We start from the raw sequence: 21,050 nt of genomic DNA, 5'->3' as shown, positions 1-21,050 counted from the left end.
CGATCGAGGAACGGCGGATGCACGGCGACTTCCAGAAGATCGACAGCGGGCTGCTCTCGGACCGGATCCGCGACGCGCTCACCGACGCCATCGCGTCGGGGACGATCGCGGCCGGTACGGCCCTCGACGAGCAGAACCTCGCCGATCGCTACGGCGCATCGCGCACGCCCGTCCGTGAGGCGCTGCGCCAGCTCGCGGCCTCGGGCCTCGTGGAGATCCGGCCCCGGCGGGGCGTGGTGGTGGCGCGCCTGACGCCGCAGCGGATCGCCGACATGTTCGAGACGACCGCCGAGATCGAGGCGATGTGCGCCCGGCTGGCCACCTACCGGATGACGCCCCTCGAGCGCGGGGAGCTGATGGAGCTCCACGAGGAATCCGCCAAGGCGGTCGAGGCGGGCGACGTCGACGCCTACGACCGATTCAACCGCGCCTTCCACGAGGCACTCTACACGGCGACGCACAACGGCTTCATGGCCGAGCAGGCCCTGGCGATCCGCGAGCGGCTGGCCGCGTTCCGGCGCACGCAGCTCCGCCACGCCGACCGGATCCGCCGCTCGCGGGAGGAGCACGGCGAGATCCTGTCGGCCATCGCAGAGGGGGACGGCGAGACGGCCGCCCGTCGCATGCGCGCCCACATGCTCAGGGCCGCGGCGGCGCTGGGGCGCTACATCGCCGAGACGGAGTGACGGGCCGGCGCGGGTTCAGAGCCGCGCGACGGCGTCGCGCACCGTGGACCGGTAGGGCGTCGTCGGCCTGCCGATCAGCGCGCTCAGCTGACGCGTGTCGTCGTTGAGGGCGCCGCGGGCCGCGGCCGCGTCCGAGTCGGCGAGCAGCGCCGCGAAGTCCGCCGGCATCCCGGCGCCGACCAGCGCCGCGCGGTATTCGGCCTGCGGCAGATCGCGGTACGTGACCGGCTTGCCGGCGGCCGCAGCGATCGCCGCGGCGAACTCGGTCAGCGTGTAGGCCTCGTCGCCCGCCAGCTCGTAGACGCGGCCGCCCTGCCCGTCGCCGGTGAGAACCGCCGCCGCCGCCGCGGCGTAATCCGCCCGCGCCGCCGAAGCGATCCGCGCGTCGCCCGCGCAGCCGAGGACGGCCCCATGGGCGAGCGCCGGCGCGATGCCGGCGGCGTAGTTCTCCGTGTACCAGCCGTTGCGCAACACCACGAACGGCACGCCGGAGGCTTCGAGCAGATGCTCGGTCCGACGATGCTCCTCGGCCAGGGCGAGGGCCGACGTGTCGGCGCGCAAAACACTCGTGTAAGCGATCAGGCCGGCACCGACCCGCTTGGCGCTGTCGATGACGTTGCGATGCTGCGCCACGCGCCGGCCGATCTCGCTGGACGAGATCAGCAGGAGACGCTGGATGCCCTCGAGCGCCGCGTCCAGGCTCGTCGGGTCCGCGTAGTCGGCCCGTCGGACCGCGACGCCGAGGCTTCGCAGGCTCCGTGCAGCCTCGCCCTCGGTGTCGCGCGCGCCGGCCATCACCGCGCTGGCCGGTACGCGATGCAGAAGCGCCGCGACGACTTGGCGGCCGAGTTGGCCCGTGGCGCCGGTCACGAAGTAGGTCGGCTGACTGGTCGAGCTCATGCTGGCTCCTCATGGTTCAATATCGGAGCAAGGTCACTAGATGAGACCGTCAGCGCGGTGAAGGAGGCAGGATTTTGGGACCAGGTTACTCGAAGGAAACCGCGGTGCCGCTCGCCCGCGCCGAGCTGGCGGCCAAATACGCGGCCTGGCAGGCCGGCACCCTCGATCCGGCGGCGTGCCCGGTGCGGGACGTGCTGGATCGGGTCGGCGACAAGTGGTCGATGCTGCTCCTCATCGCCCTGGCCGACGGGCCGCACCGGTTCAGCGCCCTCCTCCGGACGCTGCCCGACATCTCGAAGCGGATGCTGACGCAGACGCTCCGGGACCTGGAGCGGGACGGTTTCGTCGCGCGGACGGTGTTCCCGACGAAGCCGCCCAGCGTCGAGTACCGGCTCACGGATCTCGGGGCCGCCTTGCTCGAGCCGCTGGCGCGCCTCGTGCAATGGGCGGAGGAGCGTCACGGCGCGATCCGGGCGGCGCGGACCCGGTTCGACGCAGCGCCCCTCTAGGAGCGTCGCGCGCGGCCTGCCACGGCTTCTTGGGGACGTCGGACCTCGCGCTGTCCGCCCGCGCGAAGAGGGTCAGGCCCGCGGCGCCGATCCGCCGAGGGCGTCGGCGAGCCGCCCGATATGCTCGGCCGCCCGGCCGATCCCGAACGCCGCCCGCTCGGCATCGTCGACCCGCCCACGCTCGGCGGTCTCGGCGGCAGCGCGCAGCTCCGCGACGCTGCTCTCCAGCGACGCGATCCGCGACCGCAGCTCCGCGAGTTCGTCGGCGATGGTCAGCGCCGCCATGACCTGCAGGCGCATGTCGCCGATCTCGCCGAAGCTCTTGCGCATCTCGCCGATGCGCCCGTCGAGGAGGGCAGCGAGACCGGTGAGATGCGCCTCCTCACCCTCGCCGCAGGCCATGCGGTAGCTGCGGCCGTCGATGGTCACGTTGATCTGCGGCAAGGATCGCTCCGGTGGTCGCTCCGACAGGCTTGAGCGGTGGCGTCAGGCGCGTCCGAGCACATCCTGAACGGTCTCGATGGCCCGGTCGAGCCGGTGGCCGACCTCCCCGGTCGTCGCCGAGACCGTGGCGAGGCGGGCGCTCGCCGCGTCCAGGGCGGCGGCGAGCCGGGCCCGGTCCTCGTCCATCAGGGCGAGTTCCGCGTCCCGGTCGTCGGGCTGCGCGTCGGTCTCGAGGTGATGCTGGACGACGGCGTCGAGGCGGTTGATCGCCGCTTCGAGCCGGTTGAGGGCGTCGTCGATGGAACGGGTCTCGGTCTCGTCGGCCATGGTTCTTCGTCTATCCCGACGCGAAGCTTTCCGTCGAATGCAGGCGAAATTCCAGCGCGAAAACGCGTTCGATCCCCGATCCGGTCGCTGATCGAATGGATCGTCGCGATCCCTGTTTATTGGTCGGTGGATCGAAGGTCTTTGTCACAGCCACGCGTTTGACAGGTCGAGGCTCCATGCTAGACAGCCGCGCGATCCCGAGAGGGACCGCGCGAGACATGCCGGAGGGCCGGTCCGCGACAGTTCCGAGGCCTCAGCCAGCACCGTCCGAATTGACGGTCACGGGCGTGGAAGCCCGGCCTCTCCCGGTCCGGTTCATCGCAGGTTCAAACCCGCCCGCCCAGATCCCGCCCGGCCCGGCCCGGACGGTATGGCGGGCCGCCGAGACCGCTCCGCGGACCGCCCCCCTGAGGTCCGGCGCGGCGAGCCGCATCAGGAAGGAGTCACGCCGTGACGAAGGTTGCCATCAACGGGTTCGGGCGCATCGGCCGCAACGTCCTGCGCGCGATCGCGGAAGCCGGCCGCAGCGACATCGAGGTCGTGGCGATCAACGATCTCGGCCCGGTGGAGACCAACGCCCACCTGCTCCGCTACGATTCCGTGCACGGCCGCTTCCCCGGCGAGGTCGCGGTCGACGGCGAGTTCCTCGTGGTCAACGGCAAGCGCATCAAGGTCACGGCCGTGCGCAACCCGGCCGAGCTGCCGCACCGCGACCTCGGCGTCGACATCGCCCTGGAATGCACCGGCATCTTCACCTCGAAGGACAAGGCGAAGGCCCATCTCGACGCCGGCGCCAAGCGCGTTCTCGTCTCGGCCCCGGCCGACGGCGCCGACCTGACGGTGGTCTACGGCGTCAATCACGACAAGCTCACGGGCGAGCACCACGTGGTGTCGAACGCCTCCTGCACCACGAACTGCCTCGCCCCGGTGGCGAAGGTGCTGGACGAGGCCGTCGGCATCGAGCGCGGCTTCATGACCACGATCCACTCCTACACCAACGACCAGCCCTCGCTGGACCAGATGCACAAGGATCTGTACCGGGCCCGCGCCGCGGCGCTCTCGATGATCCCGACCTCGACCGGCGCGGCCAAGGCCGTCGGCCTCGTGCTCCCGGAGCTCAAGGGCAAGCTCGACGGCACCGCGATCCGCGTGCCGACCCCGAACGTCTCGGCGGTCGACCTCGTGTTCACGGCCAAGCGCGCGACCACGGTCCAGGAGATCAACGACGCCATCAAGGCGGCCGCCTCCGGCCCACTCAAGGGCGTCCTCGGCGTCACCGACCGGCCGAACGTCTCGATCGACTTCAACCACGATCCGCACTCGTCGACCTTCCACCTCGACCAGACCAAGGTCATGGACGGCGTGCTGGTGCGCATCCTGACCTGGTACGACAACGAGTGGGGCTTCTCGAACCGCATGGCCGACACGGCCGTGGCGATGGCCAAGCTCATCTGAGCCGGACTTCAGCGGTCGCCGCCTCCCTTGAGGCCGGCGGCCGCACCTCTCTTCGGACGGCCTTTCTTCGAACCAGGGACTCTCCAGGGATGACCGACGCTTCGCAGGGCACGTCGAGCGGGCCGGCTGCCGTGCCGCCCGCCCCCAGGCCGGCTCCGCCGCCGCCCACCACCCAGACCGCACCACCTCCCGTGGCGACCGCCGCGCCCGCCGCCTCCGCGCTCCCGTCCCACGCGCTCCCGGCCAACCAGCTCTTCGATCAGCTCGCGCGCATCGAGGACAAGTGCTCGCGCATCGAGGACAAGTACGCCCGCTCCGAGGCGCTGCTGTCCCGCGTCGAGGACAAGGTCGAGAACGCGGCGAACCGGATGAACGAGTCCGCCCGCCAGTCCGACCTCGCCGCGCTCCGCACGGAGATGCGCGGCCTCGCCGAGCGCACCCGGCGCCTGCCCGGGACCGGCGCCCTCGTCCTCACCGCCGTGATCACCGCCATCCTGACCGTGGTCCTGATGGTCGCCGTCCAGCGGCTCAACCTCGACCGCCTGCTGCCGCAGCGGGCCACCATCGGCACCACCGCGCAGTAACCGCCCCGCCCCGAACAGGACCGCACCAGACCGCATGAGCGCCTTCCGCACCCTCGACGATGCCGGCTCCCTCAAGGGCAAGCGGGTCCTCATGCGCGTCGACCTGAACGTGCCCATGGAGAACGGGCGGGTGACCGACGCGACCCGCATCGAGCGTGTCGCGCCGACGATCCGCGAGGTCGCCGAGCAGGGTGCCAAGGTGATCCTGCTCGCCCATTTCGGCCGCCCGAAGGGCAAGCGCGAGCCGAAGGATTCGCTGGAGCCGGTGGTCCCCGCCCTCGGCGCGGCCCTCGGGCGCAGCGTCGCGTTCGCGGCGGACTGCGTCGGCGACGCGGCCGCGCAGGCGGTGGCGGCCCTGAAGGACGGCGATGTCCTCCTGCTCGAGAACACCCGCTACCACGCGGGCGAGGAGAAGAACGACGCGGCCTTCGCGGACGCCCTGGCGGCGAACGGCGACGTCTACGTCAACGAGGCCTTCTCGGCGGCTCACCGCGCGCACGCCTCCACCGAGGGTCTGGCGCACCGGCTGCCGGCCTACGCGGGCCGCGAGATGCAGGCCGAACTCGACGCGCTGACCAAGGGCCTGGAATCGCCCCAGCGCCCGGTGATCGCGCTGGTCGGCGGTGCCAAGGTCTCCTCAAAGATCGACCTCCTCGAGAACCTCGTCGCCAAGGTCGACATGCTGGTGATCGGCGGCGGCATGGCCAACACCTTCCTGCACGCGCAGGGCAAGGCGGTGGGCAAGTCCCTCTGCGAGAAGGATCTCGCAGAGACCGCCACGCGCATCCTGGCGGCGGCCGAGAAGGCCGGCTGCCGGATCATCCTGCCGGTCGATGCCGTCGCCGCGACCGAATTCAAGGCGCAGGCCCCGCACGAGACCGTGCCGGTCGATGCCGTGCCGGACGCGAGCATGATCCTCGACGCCGGTCCGCGCTCGGTCGCCGAGATCAACGCCGCCATCGACGGGGCAAAGACCCTGGTGTGGAACGGCCCGCTGGGCGCCTTCGAGCTCGCCCCGTTCGACGCCGCGACCGTGGCCGCCGCCAAGCACGCGGCGTCCCGGACCGAGGCCGGCCAGCTCGTCTCGGTGGCGGGCGGCGGCGACACGGTGGCCGCACTCAACCACGCCGGCGTGGCGCAGGACTTCACCTACGTCTCGACCGCCGGCGGTGCCTTCCTCGAGTGGCTGGAAGGCAAGGCCCTCCCGGGCGTCGAGGCGCTGCGGGCGAAGGGCTGAGACGGCCGCCTTGCTCTCCTCCCCCTTCGACCGAGCCCTATCTACGGTACCGGCCTCCATCGGCTGGGGGGCCGAGTCGATCGGTGACGACGTGGCGAACGCGACCTTCGAGATCCTGAAGGGCATCCGGGCGCGTGGCGATGCCGGCTATGGCGGGCGGCTTCGACGCGCGTGTCAGCGCGATCGCGGAGGCCGTCGTAGCCCTGGAGAACCGGTCCGGGTGCCGATCATCCGCCGAAAGAATGCCCTGCGCCGCGTCGGAGATTGACCGAAAGCAAGGCACTCGGCAGAGCGACACGATACAGCTCAGCTGAGGGCCTGACGGCAACTCCAGCGATCGGGCGGACGACGAAACGGGAAACGGGAAGACACGCACGATGGCACGCATCACCCTCCGGCAGCTCCTCGATCACGCCGCTGAGTACGAGTACGGCGTGCCCGCCTTCAACCTGAACAACATGGAGCAGGGGCTCGCCATCATGGCGGCCGCCGACGCCACCGACTCGCCGGTGATCCTCCAGGCGAGCCGCGGCGCCCGCGCGTACGCCAACGACGTCGTGCTCGCGAAGCTGATCGACGGCCTCGTCGAGATCTACCCGCACATCCCGGTCTGCATGCATCTCGACCACGGCAACAACGAAGCCACCTGCGCCACCGCCATTCAGTACGGCTTCACCTCGGTGATGATGGACGGCTCGCTGAAGGCCGACGGCAAGACCCCGGCCGATTACAACTACAACGTCGAGATCACCCGCAACGTCACCAAGATGGCCCATTGGGCCGGCGTCTCGGTCGAGGGCGAGCTGGGCGTGCTCGGCTCGCTGGAGAGCGGCCAGGGCGAGGCCGAGGACGGCCACGGCGCCGAGGGCACCCTCAGCCACGACCAGCTCCTGACCGACCCGGACGAGGCGGTGAAGTTCGTCGAGGCGACCAAGGTGGACGCGCTGGCGGTCGCCATGGGCACGAGCCACGGCGCCTACAAGTTCACCCGCAAGCCCGACGGCGAGGTGCTGGCGATGAACGTGATCGAGGAGATTCACCGCCGCCTGCCGACGACCCACCTCGTCATGCACGGTTCCTCCTCGGTGCCGCAGGACCTACAGGACATCATCAACCAGTACGGCGGCCAGATGAAGCCGACCTGGGGCGTCCCGGTCGAGGAGATCCAGCGCGGCATCAAGCACGGTGTGCGCAAGATCAACATCGACACCGATAACCGCATGGCGATGACCGGCCAGATCCGGAAGGTGCTCACCGAGAACCCCTCCGAGTTCGATCCGCGCAAGTACCTGAAGCCCGCCATGGAGGCGATGACGAAGCTCTGCAAGCAGCGCTTCGAGGAGTTCAACACCGCCGGGAAAGGCTCGAAGCTCCGCCCGATCTCCGTCGCCGAGATGGCCAAGCGCTACGCCAGCGGCGCCCTCGACCCGAAGATCGGCCCGCAGTAGGGCGCGGATTGTCGGCCGCGATGAGCAACAGCGCCCGCCTCGCCCTGCTCGGACCGCACGGTCTCGACGCGGAGGGCATCGCGGACTTCGTGACGGTCCTGAAGGCCGCCTGCGAAGCCGGCGATGTCGCCGCCGTGATCCTGCGGCTCGCCGCCACCGACGAGCGCGGGCTGACGGCCCGCGTCAAGTCGGTCGCCCCGATTGTGCAGGAGCGCGGCGCGGCGCTGGTCGTCGCCTGCCCGGGCTTCGCCGGTGACCTCGCCACGGTGGCGATCCGCGGCGGGGCCGACGGCATCCACGTTGACAAGCCGCGCGACTTGAAGGACCTGCGCGGCCGGCTCCGGGACGGCCGCATTCTCGGCGCGGGCGGCCTCGAGACCAAGCACGGCGCGATGGAGGCCGGCGAGGCCGGCATCGACTACCTGATGTTCGGCGGCCTCTACCCGGACGGCGTCGCGCCCGAGGCGGAGACGGTCCGGGCCCGCGCCGCGTGGTGGGCCGAGATCTTCGAGACGCCCTGCATCGCGGTGGCCGCCGCCGCCGACGAGATCGCGCCGCTCGCCGCGACGGGTGCGGAGTTCGTCGGCCTGGAGAGCGGCCTATGGCTGCAGGATTCGGGCGCGGTCGAGCGGGCCCAGCGCGCCGTCCGGGAGATCGAGGCGTGAGGGGCCGCGACGTTCGCTTGGCGGCTGCTCTCGCCGGGGCCGCGCTGCTGGCGGCGCCGGCCTGGGCGGCCTCGGGGCCGGCCGATCCGGCCCGGACCGCGGCGCCCGGCTCGCTCGGACCCGCGGCGCAGACCGGCAAGGCGTCGATGCCGGAGCTGCCGAGCCCCTACACGCCGAACTACGCGCGGGGCGCCGTGCCGCCGCCGGGGAGCCAGCCGCCGGATTTCGCCTACGGCGCCTACCAGAAGGGCCAGTACGTCACCGCCTTCCGCGAGGCGACGAAGCGCATCGAGGCGAATCCCAAGGACGCCGCCGCCATGACGCTGCTCGGGGAGCTGTACAATCAGGGCCTCGGTGTGAAGCAGGATCCGGTGAAGGCGGCCGACTGGTATCGCCTGGCCGCGGCGCAGAACGACGCCTCCGCCATGGCGTCCCTCGGGTTGATGGCCCTCGACGGCCGCGGCATGCCGAAGGACCCGAAGGGCGGGCGGCGCTGGCTCGAGCAGGCGACGGCCCAAGGTTCGCCGACCGCGGCCTACAATCTCGGCCTGATCCTGATCGGCACCGGCGCGACCGCCGACGAGGCGGCAGCGGCGGCGCAGTTCCGCAAGGCGGCCGACGCCGAGATCGGCCCGGCCCAGCACGACCTCGGCGTGCTCTACCTGCAGGGCCGCGGCGTGCCCAAGGACCCGTCGAAGGCCGCGGAGCTGTTCCGGCGCGGCGCCGACAACGGCGATCTCGCCAGCGAGGTCGAGTACGCGATCCTGCTGTTCAACGGCACCGGCGTCACCAAGGACGAGCGGGCGGCCGCACGGTACTTCCTGCACGCGGCCTCGCGCGGCAACGCCATCGCGCAGAACCGCGTCGCGCGGCTCTACGCCGTGGGTCGCGGCGTCGCCAAGAATCCCGTGGAGGCGGCCGCCTGGAACCTAGCGGCGGCCGGACAGGGCCTGTCCGACGCGTGGCTGGATCAGACCCTCTCCGGTCTCTCGGCCGACGAGCGCACCCGGGCGGAGCGTCTCGCCAACGAGCGGATCGAGCAGCGCTGAGCCGCTAGACCTCGGCCTTCGACCAGTCGACGCCGGCCTCGAGGTGCGGCAGCAGGACGACGCTCTCCTGCTCGTTCGGGTCCGTCCGAGCGATCACCGCGGTGACGGGCTCCGTCTGGCTGCGGTTATAGGGCAGGTGCGGCACGTCGGCGGCGATGTAGACGAACTCGCCGGCGCCCGCGATCGCGTGGTTCTCCAGTCGCTCGCCCCAGAAGCAGCCGGACACGCCCGACAGCACGTAGATCGCCGTCTCGTGGGATTCGTGCTTGTGGGCGTGGGCCCGCTCCCCGGGCGGGATCTCCAGGAGCTGCATGTGCAGCGCCTTCGAATCCACGGACTCGGCCGAGACGGCCGGTCGGTAGATGTGCCCCTGCTTGCCGCGGAACGGCGCACTCTCGTGCACCACCCGGAACCCCTGCTTCTCCGTGCCGGACGCGGAACTCATGGACCTTCCTCCACTCTGAAGGCGGGATCGACGGGGATCTGCATGCCGTTGACCAGCGCGTTCGTCTGGTTGGCCATCCCGACGACCGCCAGGAACTCGCCGTGCTGGGCCTCCGTCAAGCCCTTGGCCCGCGCCGCCGCGGTGTGGGAATGGATGCAATAGGGGCAGCCATTCGCGATCGAGACCGCGATGTAGACCAGTTCCTTGGTCAGCGGATCGAGGGTACCCGGGCCCATGACGATCTTGAGCGTCGACTAGGTCCGCTCCAGCAGTGCCGGATCGTTGGCGAGGCCCCGCCAGAAGTTGTTGACGAAGTCGGATCCGCGGGTGGCCCGGATGTCGGCGAAGACCGCGCGGACGCGCGGGTCGGCCTCGGCCTCGGAATCGGACCAGAGTTTCACGGTCGCCATCGCAGTCCCTTCCTCGAAGCTCGCGCCGTCAGAGCCTGCACGCCTCCTCGAGCGCCCGGTTCTCCGCTTCGGAGAACAGGCGCGAGCGGATGTGGAAGCGCTTCTCCCGCCCGTTCTCCAGCGAGAACATGCCACCGCGGCCCGGCACCACGTCGAGGATCAGGTGCGTGTGCTTCCAGACCTCGAACTGCGACCGGCTGATGTAGAAGTCCGCGCCGCCGACGGTGCCGAGATGGACGTCGCCGTCGCTCACCAGGAAATCGCCGACGGGATAGCACATGGGAGACGAGCCGTCGCAGCAGCCACCCGACTGGTGGAACATGACCGGACCGTACTCGCCCCGCAGCTCGTCGATCAGCGCGAGGGCCGCCGGGGTTGCGGTGACCCGCAGCGGCGTCCCGTCGGCGCCGGCCTGCTCGGCGACATTGGCGTCCACACTCTGCTCCGAACTCATGCGATCCTCCCGGTCGATGCCTGAATATGCGTGCGCGCCGGCCGGTTTCCACTGCTGCGCCCTCCGGAGCGCGGAGTGCATGGTCACCGGGTCCGGGATCGAAAAAGCCCCGGCCTTGCGGCCGGGGCTGAAGTTGTCTCGGGGGTTGACCCGGGAAGAAACTCAGAAGAACCCGAGCTTCTTGGCCGAGTAGCTGACCAGCATGTTCTTGGTCTGCTGGTAGTGATCGAGCATCATCTTGTGGGTCTCGCGGCCGATGCCGGACTGCTTGTAGCCGCCGAAGGCCGCGTGGGCCGGGTAGGCGTGGTAGCAGTTCGTCCAGACGCGGCCGGCCTGGATCGCCCGGCCGAAGCGGTAGGCGCGGGTCCCGTCGCGGGTCCAGACGCCGGCGCCGAGGCCGTAGAGCGTGTCGTTGGCGATGGAGAGCGCCTCGGCATCGTCCTTGAAGGTCGTGACCGACAGGACCGGCCCGAAGATCTCCTCCTGGAAGATGCGCATCTTGTTGTGGCCGCGGAACACGGTCGGCTTCACGTAGAACCCCTCGGCGAACTCGCCGTCCTTGACGTTCCGCTCGCCGCCCGTGAGCAGCTGCGCGCCCTCCTGCCGGCCGATGTCGATGTAGGAGAGGATCTTCTCCATCTGCTCGCCCGAGGCCTGGGCGCCGATCATCGTGGCCGGATCCAGCGGCGAGCCCTGCGTGATCGCCTCGACGCGCTTCACCGCGCGCTCCATGAACCGGTCGTAGATCGACTCGTGCACGAGCGCGCGGCTCGGGCAGGTGCAGACCTCGCCCTGGTTGAGGGCGAACATCGTGAAGCCCTCGAGGGCCTTGTCGAGGAAGTCGTCGTCCTCGTTCGCCACGTCGGCGAAGAAGATGTTCGGCGACTTGCCGCCGAGCTCCAGCGTCACCGGGATCAGGTTCTGCGACGCGTACTGCATGATGAGGCGGCCGGTGGTCGTCTCACCCGTGAAGGCGATCTTGGCGATCCGCGGCGAGGAGGCCAGCGGCTTGCCGGCCTCGAGGCCGAAGCCGTTGACGATGTTCAGCACGCCCGGGGGCAGCAGGTCGCCGACGATCTCGGCCAGCACCAGCACCGAGGCGGGGGTCTGCTCGGCGGGCTTCAGGACCACGCAGTTGCCGGCGGCGAGGGCCGGGGCGAGCTTCCACACCGCCATCAGGATCGGGAAGTTCCACGGGATGATCTGACCGACGACGCCCAGCGGCTCGTGAAAGTGGTAGGCGACCGTGTCGTGGTCGATCTCGGAGATCGAGCCTTCCTGCGCCCGCACGCAGCCGGCGAAGTAGCGGAAATGGTCGATCGCCAGCGGGATGTCCGCGTGGGTCGTCTCGCGGATCGGCTTGCCGTTGTCCCAGGTCTCCGCCAGGGCGAGCAGATCGAGGTTCTCCTCCATCCGGTCGGCCATCTTGAGGAGGATGCGGGCGCGCTCGGCCGGCGCCGTCTGGCCCCAGGCCTCCCGGGCGGCGTGGGCGGCGTCGAGGGCCTTCTCGACGTCCTGGGCGTCGGAGCGAGCGACCTCGCACACCACCTTACCGGTGATCGGCGAGGTGTTCTCGAAGTAGCGACCGGCCGCGGGGGCGACCCACTGCCCGCCGATGAAGTTGTCGTAGCGGGCCGAGAAGGGCGACTTGACCTTCGAGTCGCCGAGGAATTCCGGCTTGTTCATCGCTGTGTTCCCTCCGTGGGCCCCGGCCTCGCGAACCGCGGCTCTTGGGCTTAAGCTGGCGCTCGGGCGACCGAATCTGGGGGCCGCATCCGCTTCCGCTCTGTTCGCAGCCAATGGCTTTTGGCCTGCCGAATCAAGGTGGACTTTTGGCCAGTGCGCGAGTGCGCCGATCCTACGCGCTTCCCGGCATCACCGCGAGCGGGCAAAAGTGCCTCGTCTCCGGCACCGTCCGGCCGGCCGCCGGGCGACGATCGGCCGGACCCGGCGACCGGCCGAATCGATGATGTGCCGAATCGGCGCGCCGTTCCTCAGCCGAGCAGGGCCAGCGGAACGGACGCCGCAGCGAGCGGGAGCGCCGCCAGGGCCGCGTTCCGCAGCCACGTGGGCCGGTACGCGACGATCGCCACCACGGCGAGGGCGGAGCCCGTCAGCGATCCGACCCACTGCACCGGGCCGAAATTCCAGCCCCCCGCCGCGACGGCCGCCGCGAACGAGAGGCCGAGCCCGCACCAGCCCGCCATCCGCAGGCTGCCGACCCGCGCCTTCGGCACGCCGACGCGGTAGGCGGCCCGATGGTGCCGGTCGAGGCTGAGGGCCAGGGCCGCGAAGCCCGAGAAGCTCAGGAGCAGGCTGAGGATCAGCGCGGCGGCTGTCATGCTTCGACCGTCCGGGACAGGGTTACCTTGGCCGGACGGGCCGCGGCCACGCCCCGCCGCGTGGCCAGCCGGGCCGCGAGGCCGAGCGCGAGGCCGACGGCCGCCATGGCGGCGTCGAAGGCGAGGAAGCGCTGCTGGCCGATGAGGATCACGTCCACCAGCGGGATCGCCAGGAAGGCGCAGGCCGGCACCGCCAGGGCGAGCGACCACGCGCGCCGTCGCGGGTACAGGGACGCCGCGAGCGCGGCCACGAGCCAGGCGGCGAAGAAGGCGCGCACCTCCCAGTCCGCCCGGGCCCCGAGCCCGTCGGGCAGCAACCGGTTCGCCAGGAAATACGCGGCGAGGCCCACCGGCAGACCCGCGATGGTGCCGAGGTTGAGGAACCGCACGAGACGCAGGCCGAAACCCTCGGGATCCGCGCCCTTCGGCGCCCGGGCCACGGTCCAGAGCACGAGGCCGCTGGCGACCGTGGCGGCACCCATCACGCCGCAGAGGAAGAACAGGAGGCGCAGGGGGGCGGCGGCGAAATGCGCCTCGTGCAGCCCCACCATCACGGCCCCGGTCCGGGTCGCCGCGCCAGCCTCGCCGACCCGGGCGATCTCCCAACCGGTATCGGCCGCGTAGGCGATCTGCGGGTGCAGGTGCGCGAGCCCGTGCGGCTCCTCGAAATACGCTGTCACGGTGGCGCCGGCGTCGCCCGGCCGCGTTACCAGCACCACCTCGGGCACCTCGCCCCCGGCGGCCGTCGCGCGGGCGACGATCTCGCCGAGCGGCAGCGGCGTGCCGGGGCGCCCGACCGGGGCCGCGCCCGGGATCGCCAGGCCGGCCTCGGCGTAGTAGCGCAGCACGTCGTCGCCGTAGACGGCCTTCATGCCCCAGGGCATCAGCATCGCCGACAGGGTGACGAGGCCCGTGTAGACGATCATCAGGTGGAACGGCAGCGCCAGGACGCCGACCACGTTGTGGGCGTCGAGCCAGCCGCGCTGCGCCGAGCGGTCGCGCCGGAAGGTGAAGAAGTCGGCGAAGATGCGCCGGTGCGTCACGATCCCGGAGATCAGCGCGATCAGCAGGACCATGGCGCAGGCCGAGACGATCCAGCGACCCCAGATCGGCGGCAGGCTCAGCTCGAAGTGGAATCGGTAGAGGAAGTCGCCGCCGCGCGTGTCGCGGATGCGCGCGGGCTCGCCCGTGGCGGGATCGAGGAGCGCGTGGTGGAACGGGCCACCCGGACGCGGCCACCAGTAGACCTCGACGGCCGGGGTCTCGGCATTCGGCAACTTGACCGACCATCCGGCCGCGTCCGGCATGGTCCGGCGCAGGAACGCCCCGGCCCGCGTCGCCGCTGCGGCGGGATCCGGTGCGGTCGCGGACAGTTCGGGCCGCATCCAGTGCGAGATGTCGGTGCGGTAATAGCTGGCGGTGCCGGTGACGAAGATCGCGAACAGCACCCAGCCGACCACGAGGCCGGACCACGTGTGCAGCCACGCCATCGCCTGGCGGACACTCCGCGCCCGGCTCACGCGGCCGCCCCGTGCGCGAAGGCGCCGGCGAGCCACAGGGCACCGGTCAGCAGGAGCGCCGTCAGGCCCAGGACGACGGCCGCCCGGCCGAGCGTGCGGGCCGCGAACACCCAGATCGCCGCCCCCGCCATGATCGCGAAGCTCGCCAGCGTCCCGGCCGAGACCGCCTCGGCCCGCGGGAAGGGAAGAACCAGGGCCAGCAGCGCGCTCGACAGGGCGGCGACCGCGTAACCGCCGAGGATCGCGAGCAGTACCCGGCCGGCGACCGCCGCGCGGTCGGCCAGCGTCGGCATGGCGCGGGCGCTCATGGCGCCATCCCTCGTTCCCGTGAGCCCATGGCGCGACGTACCAGCGGTCCGGGCCGCCGCGCAACGCCTATGTTCCGGAACGATTCCAGTGTGAAAAGAGGCGTTTAGGACGCCGGAAAGCGGCGCGTCCCGAGGTCGGATCCGACGCTCGCAGCCCAGCGCTACGGGCCGGCGGCTCCCGACGCACCGTCGCGGCTCGGCCTGCGGATCGCCACGGCCGCATTCCGCGCGCTCGGCGGCAGATCGGCCCCGGGATCGGGTTTGCTGAACGCCGCGGCCGATCCGGGTGCCGGGCCGACCGCGCGGCCGTCGCGCGCGTGTCCCCAGCCGTAGCCGGCGTTGATCCCCGCGTAGAAGCCCGTGAAGTCCTCCGCTCGCGCAGTTCCCGCGAGCAGCACCAGGGCCGTGGACAGCACAAGGCGGCGCATCGATCGTCCCCGAACGAGAAAGGCGGCGGCCCCGCTCGGAGCCGCCGCCTCATGATCTTCGCGGAACGCGGCGGCAAAGAGACCGCCGCGAATTCCTCAATCTTCGACGTTGATGCTCTGGGCCTCACGACCCTTCTGGCCCTCGACCACGCCGAGCGTGACCTGCTGGCCCTCGGCGAGCGAATCGAGACCGGCGCGGGACAGCGCGGAGCGGTGCACGAACACGTCCTTGCCGCCGTCGTTGACCGAGACGAAGCCGAAGCCCTTGGCGGGATCGTACCACTTCACGGTGCCGCTCATCTCGACCGACGGGCCGCTGGCGAAACGGCCACCGCCGCCACCACCGCCGCCGCCGTAGCCGCCGCCACCGCCGCCGCCGTAACCACCGCGATCGCGGTCGCCGTAGCCGCCGCCGGCCCCGGCGCCGAAGCCGCCGGTGCGCGGACGGAACTCACGCCGGGGCGCGGGCGCCTCGGCCGTGGAGGTGTCGACGCTGGTGACGCTCGTGACCTGCGGGCCCTTCTGACCCTGGGCCGTCGTGACCGTCAGCCGGGTGCCCGGCATCAGATCGTCGTGGCCGGCCGCCTCGACAGCGCGGATGTGGAGGAAGGCATCGCCCGAACCGTCGCCGAGTTCGACGAAGCCGAAGCCCTTCTCCTTGTTGAACCACTTGACCGTCGCATCGCGCTCCGGTCCGGACGCGACGGGAGCCGCGCCACGCGACGGGCCGCGATCGAAACCGCCCCCGCCGAAACCACCGCCGCCACCGCCGAAACCGCCGCCGCCGTATCCGCCGCTGGGGGGAGCCTGATCAGGCCATCTCGGCTCGCCACTCTCGTCGAAGCCGCGCTTCTGCGGCCCTCTGAAATCACGACCACGTCCCATAGAAAGCTCGCAAAAACCGTCCGCCGCCCTTGTCTCGAATACCGCGTGCGCGCCATCCCAGACAGCCCACGCCCCGCACTATCATTACCCCAGGTCGCGGTAACCAAGAATAACGCCCCAGTCCTGACGCAATCGGGCCTTGACCGCAAGGACCTTCTTGGCTCAGAGGCGCCCGTTTCGTTACTTTCTTGCGGCAAACAACGGAGTCCGCCCCCGCTCCCGGGCCGGCCCTTTCTCATTCGAGGGAAGGCGTTAGCGAAACGCAAAGGCTGTCCGGCTAGACTCGGCCCCGCGCCCCGCAGAACCGGCCGGCCATGATCGCGACACCGACTTTCCCCGATCTCTCCGCTCTTGTGGTCGACGAGAGTCTCTACATCCGCCGAATCGTGCGCGACATGCTGATGCGCGTGGGCATCAAGCGTGTGCTGGAGGCGCCGGACGGGGCCGAGGCGCTGGGCGTGCTCGCCGAGAGCAAGCCCGACATCAGCATCATCGACTGGGACCTGTCGATCCTGTCGGGCGAGGAGTTCATCCGGCTCGCGCGGACCCCGACCACCTCCCCCTGCCCCACGATCCCGATCATCCTGATGCTGGCCCAGCCCCGCCGGAACGTGGTCGACCGGGCGGTAGCGCTCGGCGTCAACGAGATCATCGCCAAGCCGTTCTCGCCCAAGACCCTGTGGTCGCGGCTGGACGAGGTGATCAACCGGCCCCGCCCCTACTCGCAGGTGAAGAGCCTCCTGCGGCCGATCCCGCGCCGGGCCAGCGCGATGAAGGCCGTCGCCTGAGCGCGACCGCGATGGGGCGTTGCAGTTCCCCGCCGAGCCTGTAGGGTCGCAGTTCAACAGAGTCCGAGCGCGCTGCTCAGGGCCGACCCGAAGGATCGACGGCCGCGCCGATGAGGGACGAGACCGCCGCGGCCGCGCCGTCCCGAATCCAGACCGGCGCGGTGCCGCTCCAGACGCAAGCCCCCGTGCCGGGCCGCGAGCGCCGCCGCGCCGCCTACGCGGCGCTCGACCTCGGCACCAACAATTGCCGCCTGCTGGTCGCGGAGCCGACCTTCAGCGGCTTCCGCGTGATCGACGCGTTCTCGCGGATCGTGCGCCTCGGCGAGGGCCTCGGCACGTCCGACCGCCTGAGCGAGGCGGCGATCGAGCGGACCGTGGAGGCCCTGCGGATCTGCCGGGCCAAGATGCAGGCCCGCGGGGTGCAGCGGGCCAAGATCATCGCCACGGAGGCCTGCCGCCTCGCGGTGAACGGCGCCGCCTTCGTGGAGCGCGTCCGCCGCGGCGTCGGCCTCGACCTCGAGATCGTCGACCGGCAGACGGAGGCGTATCTCGCGGTCACCGGCTGCGCGGCGCTCGCGGACCCGCTGGCCGAATCGGTCATCATCTTCGACATCGGCGGCGGCTCGACCGAGATCGCGTGGCTGGACGGGGCGGCCGCCAACCCGTCGACCGACCCGACGCTGCGGATCCGGGCCTGGGATTCGCTGCCGGTCGGCGTGGTCACGCTCGCCGAGCGCCACGGCGGCGCCGAGGTCACCCGGCGCATGTTCGAGGGCATGGTCGAGGAGGTGGCCGAGAAGCTCTCGGCATTCGCGCTCCGCGCCGCGCCCGCGGCGACGGCGCCGCATTTTCACCTGCTCGGCACCTCCGGGACCGTGACGACCATCGCGGCGATGCATCTGCGGCTCGCCCGCTACGAGCGGCGGCGCGTGGACGGATTGTGGATGAGCGACGACGCGGTCTCGACCGCGATCGACGACCTGCTCGACACGCGCCTGGAGCAGCGCGCCGACAACCCCTGCATCGGCCGCGACCGCGCCGATCTCGTGCTCGCGGGCTGCGCGATCCTCGAGGCGATTCGCAGGGCGTTCCCCTCGGAGCGCCTGCGCATCGCCGATCGCGGCCTGCGCGAAGGATTGCTGATGAACATGATGCGCGAGGACGGGGTCTGGAACCGGAAGGCGGTCCGATGAGGGCGGCGCGATGAGCGACCGGCGCGGCGGCGCGAGTTCCGGCGGCGGTGTCCGAGGCGAACTGAAGCAGCGGGTGAAGACCGGCCGCGGACGGACCCTGTCCCAGAAGCGCTGGCTCGAGCGCCAGCTCAACGATCCCTACGTGGCCCGCGCCAAGCGCGAGGGCTACCGGTCGCGGGCGGCCTACAAGCTCCTGGAGATCGACGAGCGCTACAAGCTCCTGCGGCCCGGCCAGAAGATCGTGGACCTCGGCGCCGCGCCGGGGGGCTGGTCGCAGGTGGCCGCGCGGGTGGTCGGGCCGACGGGCCGCGTCGTGGGCATCGATCTCCTGGAGATCGAGCCGATGGCCGGGGTCGAGTTCATCACCCTGGACTTCCTCGATCCCGAGGCGCCTGACCGGCTGACCGGCATGCTCGGCGGCCCCGCCGACCTCGTCATGTCCGACATGGCCGCCAACGCCACCGGCCACAAGAAGACCGACCACCTGCGGATCATCGGCCTCGCCGAGACGGCGGCGGAGTTCGCCCGCGAGATCCTGGGCCCCGGGGGCGCCTACCTCGCCAAGGTGCTCCAGGGCGGCACCGAGGGCGCGCTGCTCACCGACCTGAAGCGCGACTTCGCCACGGTCCGGCACGTCAAGCCCGCCGCGAGCCGGGCCGATTCGAGCGAGCTCTACGTCCTGGCGACCGGCTACCGGGGCGCGCCGGGCCGGGCGGCGTCCGCCGACGAGGGCTGAGCCGCCCGGCGATGCTCCTCGCCTGGACCCTGTCCGTCCTCAACCCGGCGCCGCTGCCCCTGCGCCGGCTCGGCTATGTCCGACAGAGCGGCCTGCTCCACGCCCGCTCACGCCGCTGCCGGGCGGCCTGGGCGCCGCACCTCGCGCGGGCCCGGTCCGTGATCGCGGCGGCGGCCGAAGCGACCCGGCAGCGCCGGCACGCGGTGGTGCTGGGCTCGGGCCTGCTCGACGACGTGCCGCTCGACGCCCTCGCCCGCCGGTTCGACCGGGTCAGCCTCGTGGACGCCGTCCATCCCTGGCCGGCGCGCCTCGCCGCCCGCCGCGTCCCGAACGTCGCGCTGGCGACCGCGGAGATCAGCGCCGGTCTCGCGGGGGCCTGGGCCGACCTCTGCGCGGACGCCGATCTGATCGTCTCGGCGAACCTGCTGTCGCAGATCCCGCTCGTCCCGATCGACGCCCACGAGGCGCGGGGCCACGAGGCACCGCCGCGGCTCGGCGCGCACCTCGTCGCGACCCATCTGGCGGCCCTAAATACCCTCGCGGCGCGCGTCGAGCGTGTCTGTCTCATCACCGACACGGTGCAGCGCGAGGAGGATCGGGCCGGCCGGACCGTCGACAGCGCCGACCTCCTGTTCGGGATCGCGGTCCCGCCCGCGCCGGAGACCTGGGACTGGGAGATCGCGCCGTTCGGCGAGATCGCGCGGCGTCGCCGCCTGATCCACCGGATGCACGGCTATCCGGACTGGAAGGCCGCGCGACAGCCGGTGCGCTGAGCCGCGAATGAAAAAGGCCGTCCCGGTTCCCCGGAACGGCCTCGCTTCGACGTCATCCGCGATGTCGGATCACTCGGTCGGCACGTCCGCCGCCGGCGTGGTGGCGCCGCCCTCGTCCGCGGCGCTCTCGAAGCGCGGGCGCCGACGGCGGCGGGGCTTGGCGGCCGGAGCCTCGTCGGCCGCCGCCTCGGGCTCGGGAGCGCTCGACGGCTCGACCGCGGGCGCGGGGCGCGCAGGGGCCATCAGGAAGGCCGGCAGGCCCGTGGGCTCCTCGGCCTCCGCGGCGGGCGCGGCCTCGCGGCGGCGCTCGCGGCGCGGCGCGGCCTCGGCGCGGGGGGCCCGCTCCGGGCGAGCCTCGGGACGGGCCTCCTGCCGGGCCTCGGCGCGCGGGGCATCGCCGCGCCCGTTCTCGTAGCGGCCCTGGTCGCCGCGATTGTCCTGACGGTTGTCCAGACGCGCGTCCTGGCGGCCATCCTGCCGATTGTCCGGACGGTCCTGGCGATCCGGCCGGCCCTCGTGCCGCTCCTGGCGGTAGTCCGGACGGCCGTAATCCTGGCGGTCCTGACGATCCTGCCGGTTCTCCTGGCGATAATCCTGCCGCTGGTAGTCCTGGCGCTGATAATCCTGACGCGGCTGGTCCTGGCGCCGGTAGTCCGGACGGCCGTTGTTGTCGAACCGGCGCTGGTCGCGGTTCTGGAACCGGTCGCGGCCCTGGCGGCCGTCCTGATTCCCCTCCGGACGGCTCTCGTAGGGCTGCGGCTGCTGGCCGGGATCGTTGTCGTCGTAGCCGTTATAGGCGTGACCGTTCTGCGACCCGCCATTGCCCTGGGCGTCGTCGTCGCCCTCGTCCATGTCGTCGTCGTAGGGACGACTGGCATAGCCACCGGTGTTAGCCGGTCGATTCTGGTCCTGCGCACCGGAGACAATACGGAAGTAGTGCTCGCCGTGCTGAAAGTAGTTTTCGGCGGCGACCGGATCGCCGGCGGCAAGGGCATCCCGCGCGAGCTGCGCGTACTTGTCGGCGATGTGCTGCGCGGTGCCGCGGATTTTGACGTCGGGACCGTTGGATTCGTAGGAGCGCGTCAGCGGATTCGGACCCTTCGGCCGGTTCCGGCCGCGCATCCGTCGATTCTGGTTTGGTCTCATCGGTCTGTTATGACCCTCGTTCACGCAAACGACTGTCTACGGAGGCGCCCGGGCGGATCTCGTGGCGCGAACCGGCCAAGCGCATCCGGCGGCGCCGCGCGTGGGACCGCTCTTCGGTCCGCGCGTCTGCCTGACCACCCTTCGAACCGGGCGCCCGGTGAAGGCCGCCGATCCTCAGTCGATTGTCAGGTTCGAATGTGTCGTACCGCCGCGCTGGCACCGGCGCGTTCTGGTTCGACGAGTTAGGGGGATCAGCGAACCAATCGGCGACCCATGGTCACCACCGACCTTACAGCCGTCCGTCTTAACGGACGGTTC

Annotated in this window: 24 protein-coding genes and 1 pseudogene; 12 read left to right on the top strand and 13 right to left on the bottom strand. The window is 71.4% G+C overall.

Going from position 1 to position 21,050, the window contains the following annotated elements; all coding sequences use genetic code 11:
- Positions 1 to 17: 17 nt before the first annotated feature.
- A complete protein-coding gene (locus H288_RS0105220) occupies positions 18 to 686 on the top strand; it encodes a GntR family transcriptional regulator (RefSeq protein WP_020091534.1) in 669 nt (222 codons plus the stop codon).
- Between the two features lie 15 nt (positions 687 to 701).
- Here the strand turns inward: H288_RS0105220 and H288_RS0105215 are convergent, their stop codons facing one another.
- Positions 702 to 1,586: an NmrA family NAD(P)-binding protein gene (locus tag H288_RS0105215; RefSeq protein ID WP_020091533.1), complete on the bottom strand. Its 885-nt coding sequence runs from the start codon at positions 1,584 to 1,586 to the stop codon at positions 702 to 704.
- Between the two features lie 74 nt (positions 1,587 to 1,660).
- Between H288_RS0105215 and H288_RS0105210 the strand changes: the two genes are divergently transcribed.
- A complete protein-coding gene (locus H288_RS0105210; protein ID WP_026604682.1) occupies positions 1,661 to 2,095 on the top strand; it encodes a helix-turn-helix domain-containing protein in 435 nt (144 codons plus the stop codon).
- A gap of 72 nt (positions 2,096 to 2,167) precedes the next feature.
- Here H288_RS0105210 and H288_RS0105205 read toward each other — a convergent pair whose 3' ends face one another.
- Together H288_RS0105205 and H288_RS0105200 are read right to left on the bottom strand one after the other, a co-directional pair.
- Positions 2,168 to 2,539, bottom strand: coding sequence for a cell division protein ZapA (locus H288_RS0105205; protein ID WP_020091531.1), 372 nt, complete (start codon positions 2,537 to 2,539; stop codon positions 2,168 to 2,170).
- A 42-nt stretch (positions 2,540 to 2,581) separates the two neighbouring features.
- Positions 2,582 to 2,866: a DUF4164 family protein gene (locus H288_RS0105200; protein WP_020091530.1), complete on the bottom strand. Its 285-nt coding sequence runs from the start codon at positions 2,864 to 2,866 to the stop codon at positions 2,582 to 2,584.
- Between the two features lie 450 nt (positions 2,867 to 3,316).
- Here H288_RS0105200 and gap point away from each other — a divergent pair, with 450 nt between their 5' ends.
- From gap to H288_RS0105165, 6 genes are all read left to right on the top strand, one after another.
- Positions 3,317 to 4,321: a type I glyceraldehyde-3-phosphate dehydrogenase gene (gene gap / locus H288_RS0105195; RefSeq protein WP_012317185.1), complete on the top strand. Its 1,005-nt coding sequence runs from the start codon at positions 3,317 to 3,319 to the stop codon at positions 4,319 to 4,321.
- Between the two features lie 89 nt (positions 4,322 to 4,410).
- Positions 4,411 to 4,905, top strand: coding sequence for a hypothetical protein (locus H288_RS0105190; protein ID WP_026604681.1), 495 nt, complete (start codon positions 4,411 to 4,413; stop codon positions 4,903 to 4,905).
- A 34-nt stretch (positions 4,906 to 4,939) separates the two neighbouring features.
- Positions 4,940 to 6,142, top strand: a complete 1,203-nt coding sequence (locus H288_RS0105185) for a phosphoglycerate kinase (RefSeq protein WP_020091528.1) — start codon at positions 4,940 to 4,942, stop codon at positions 6,140 to 6,142.
- A gap of 377 nt (positions 6,143 to 6,519) precedes the next feature.
- Positions 6,520 to 7,590, top strand: coding sequence for a class II fructose-bisphosphate aldolase (gene fba / locus H288_RS0105175; RefSeq protein ID WP_020091526.1), 1,071 nt, complete (start codon positions 6,520 to 6,522; stop codon positions 7,588 to 7,590).
- 20 nt (positions 7,591 to 7,610) lie between these two features.
- Positions 7,611 to 8,255, top strand: a complete 645-nt coding sequence (locus H288_RS0105170) for a thiamine phosphate synthase (RefSeq protein ID WP_020091525.1) — start codon at positions 7,611 to 7,613, stop codon at positions 8,253 to 8,255.
- Positions 8,252 to 9,304: a tetratricopeptide repeat protein gene (locus tag H288_RS0105165; RefSeq protein ID WP_026604680.1), complete on the top strand. Its 1,053-nt coding sequence runs from the start codon at positions 8,252 to 8,254 to the stop codon at positions 9,302 to 9,304. The genes H288_RS0105170 and H288_RS0105165 overlap by 4 nt, the downstream gene beginning before the upstream one ends.
- A 4-nt stretch (positions 9,305 to 9,308) precedes the next feature.
- Here the strand turns inward: H288_RS0105165 and H288_RS0105160 are convergent, their stop codons facing one another.
- From H288_RS0105160 to H288_RS36220, 9 genes and pseudogenes are all read right to left on the bottom strand, one after another.
- Positions 9,309 to 9,749, bottom strand: coding sequence for a cupin domain-containing protein (locus H288_RS0105160; protein WP_020091523.1), 441 nt, complete (start codon positions 9,747 to 9,749; stop codon positions 9,309 to 9,311).
- Positions 9,746 to 10,159, bottom strand: a pseudogene (locus H288_RS32130) (carboxymuconolactone decarboxylase family protein). The gene H288_RS0105160 and the pseudogene H288_RS32130 overlap by 4 nt, the downstream one beginning before the upstream one ends.
- A 28-nt stretch (positions 10,160 to 10,187) precedes the next feature.
- Entirely contained in the window at positions 10,188 to 10,613 is a 426-nt protein-coding gene (locus H288_RS0105150) for a DUF779 domain-containing protein (RefSeq protein WP_026604679.1), read from the bottom strand.
- Between the two features lie 162 nt (positions 10,614 to 10,775).
- Complete coding sequence (adh, locus tag H288_RS0105145) at positions 10,776 to 12,299, bottom strand: aldehyde dehydrogenase (RefSeq protein ID WP_020091519.1); 1,524 nt, start codon at positions 12,297 to 12,299, stop codon at positions 10,776 to 10,778.
- 308 nt (positions 12,300 to 12,607) lie between these two features.
- Positions 12,608 to 12,955, bottom strand: a complete 348-nt coding sequence (locus tag H288_RS0105140) for a DUF3325 domain-containing protein (protein ID WP_020091518.1) — start codon at positions 12,953 to 12,955, stop codon at positions 12,608 to 12,610.
- Positions 12,952 to 14,445 carry a PepSY-associated TM helix domain-containing protein gene (locus H288_RS0105135; RefSeq protein WP_020091517.1) on the bottom strand — a complete coding sequence of 498 codons (1,494 nt, stop codon included), beginning with the start codon at positions 14,443 to 14,445 and terminating at the stop codon, positions 12,952 to 12,954. Before H288_RS0105135 ends, H288_RS0105140 begins: the two co-directional genes overlap by 4 nt.
- 26 nt (positions 14,446 to 14,471) lie before the next feature.
- The gene (locus H288_RS0105130) at positions 14,472 to 14,783 is read right to left on the bottom strand and encodes a hypothetical protein (protein ID WP_020091516.1); all 312 of its coding nucleotides are present in this window, start codon (positions 14,781 to 14,783) and stop codon (positions 14,472 to 14,474) included.
- Positions 14,784 to 14,944: 161 nt separating this feature from the next.
- Positions 14,945 to 15,211 (bottom strand): hypothetical protein, encoded by a 267-nt coding sequence (locus H288_RS0105125; protein WP_020091515.1) that lies wholly within the window; start codon positions 15,209 to 15,211, stop codon positions 14,945 to 14,947.
- Between the two features lie 96 nt (positions 15,212 to 15,307).
- Positions 15,308 to 16,096, bottom strand: a complete 789-nt coding sequence (locus H288_RS36220; RefSeq protein WP_020091514.1) for a cold shock domain-containing protein — start codon at positions 16,094 to 16,096, stop codon at positions 15,308 to 15,310.
- Positions 16,097 to 16,410: 314 nt separating this feature from the next.
- On the opposite strand from H288_RS36220, the gene H288_RS0105115 reads away from it, so the two are divergent.
- From H288_RS0105115 to H288_RS0105100, 4 genes are all read left to right on the top strand, one after another.
- Complete coding sequence (locus H288_RS0105115; protein WP_012317168.1) at positions 16,411 to 16,884, top strand: response regulator; 474 nt, start codon at positions 16,411 to 16,413, stop codon at positions 16,882 to 16,884.
- Between the two features lie 110 nt (positions 16,885 to 16,994).
- A complete protein-coding gene (locus tag H288_RS0105110; RefSeq protein ID WP_020091512.1) occupies positions 16,995 to 18,077 on the top strand; it encodes a Ppx/GppA phosphatase family protein in 1,083 nt (360 codons plus the stop codon).
- Between the two features lie 10 nt (positions 18,078 to 18,087).
- Positions 18,088 to 18,813, top strand: coding sequence for an RlmE family RNA methyltransferase (locus tag H288_RS0105105; RefSeq protein ID WP_020091511.1), 726 nt, complete (start codon positions 18,088 to 18,090; stop codon positions 18,811 to 18,813).
- 11 nt (positions 18,814 to 18,824) lie between these two features.
- A complete protein-coding gene (locus tag H288_RS0105100; RefSeq protein ID WP_020091510.1) occupies positions 18,825 to 19,586 on the top strand; it encodes a hypothetical protein in 762 nt (253 codons plus the stop codon).
- A 69-nt stretch (positions 19,587 to 19,655) separates the two neighbouring features.
- On the opposite strand, the gene H288_RS0105095 is transcribed toward H288_RS0105100, so the two are convergent.
- Complete coding sequence (locus H288_RS0105095) at positions 19,656 to 20,708, bottom strand: DUF4167 domain-containing protein (RefSeq protein WP_020091509.1); 1,053 nt, start codon at positions 20,706 to 20,708, stop codon at positions 19,656 to 19,658.
- Between the last annotated feature and the right edge of the window lie 342 nt (positions 20,709 to 21,050).

Origin of the sequence: Methylobacterium sp. 285MFTsu5.1, from assembly GCF_000383455.1 — a bacterium.
In the GTDB taxonomy this organism is placed as follows: Bacteria; Pseudomonadota; Alphaproteobacteria; order Rhizobiales; family Beijerinckiaceae; genus Methylobacterium.
The sequence above is the reverse complement of the archived record's forward strand: the minus strand, read 5'-3'. Positions and strand labels throughout refer to the sequence as shown.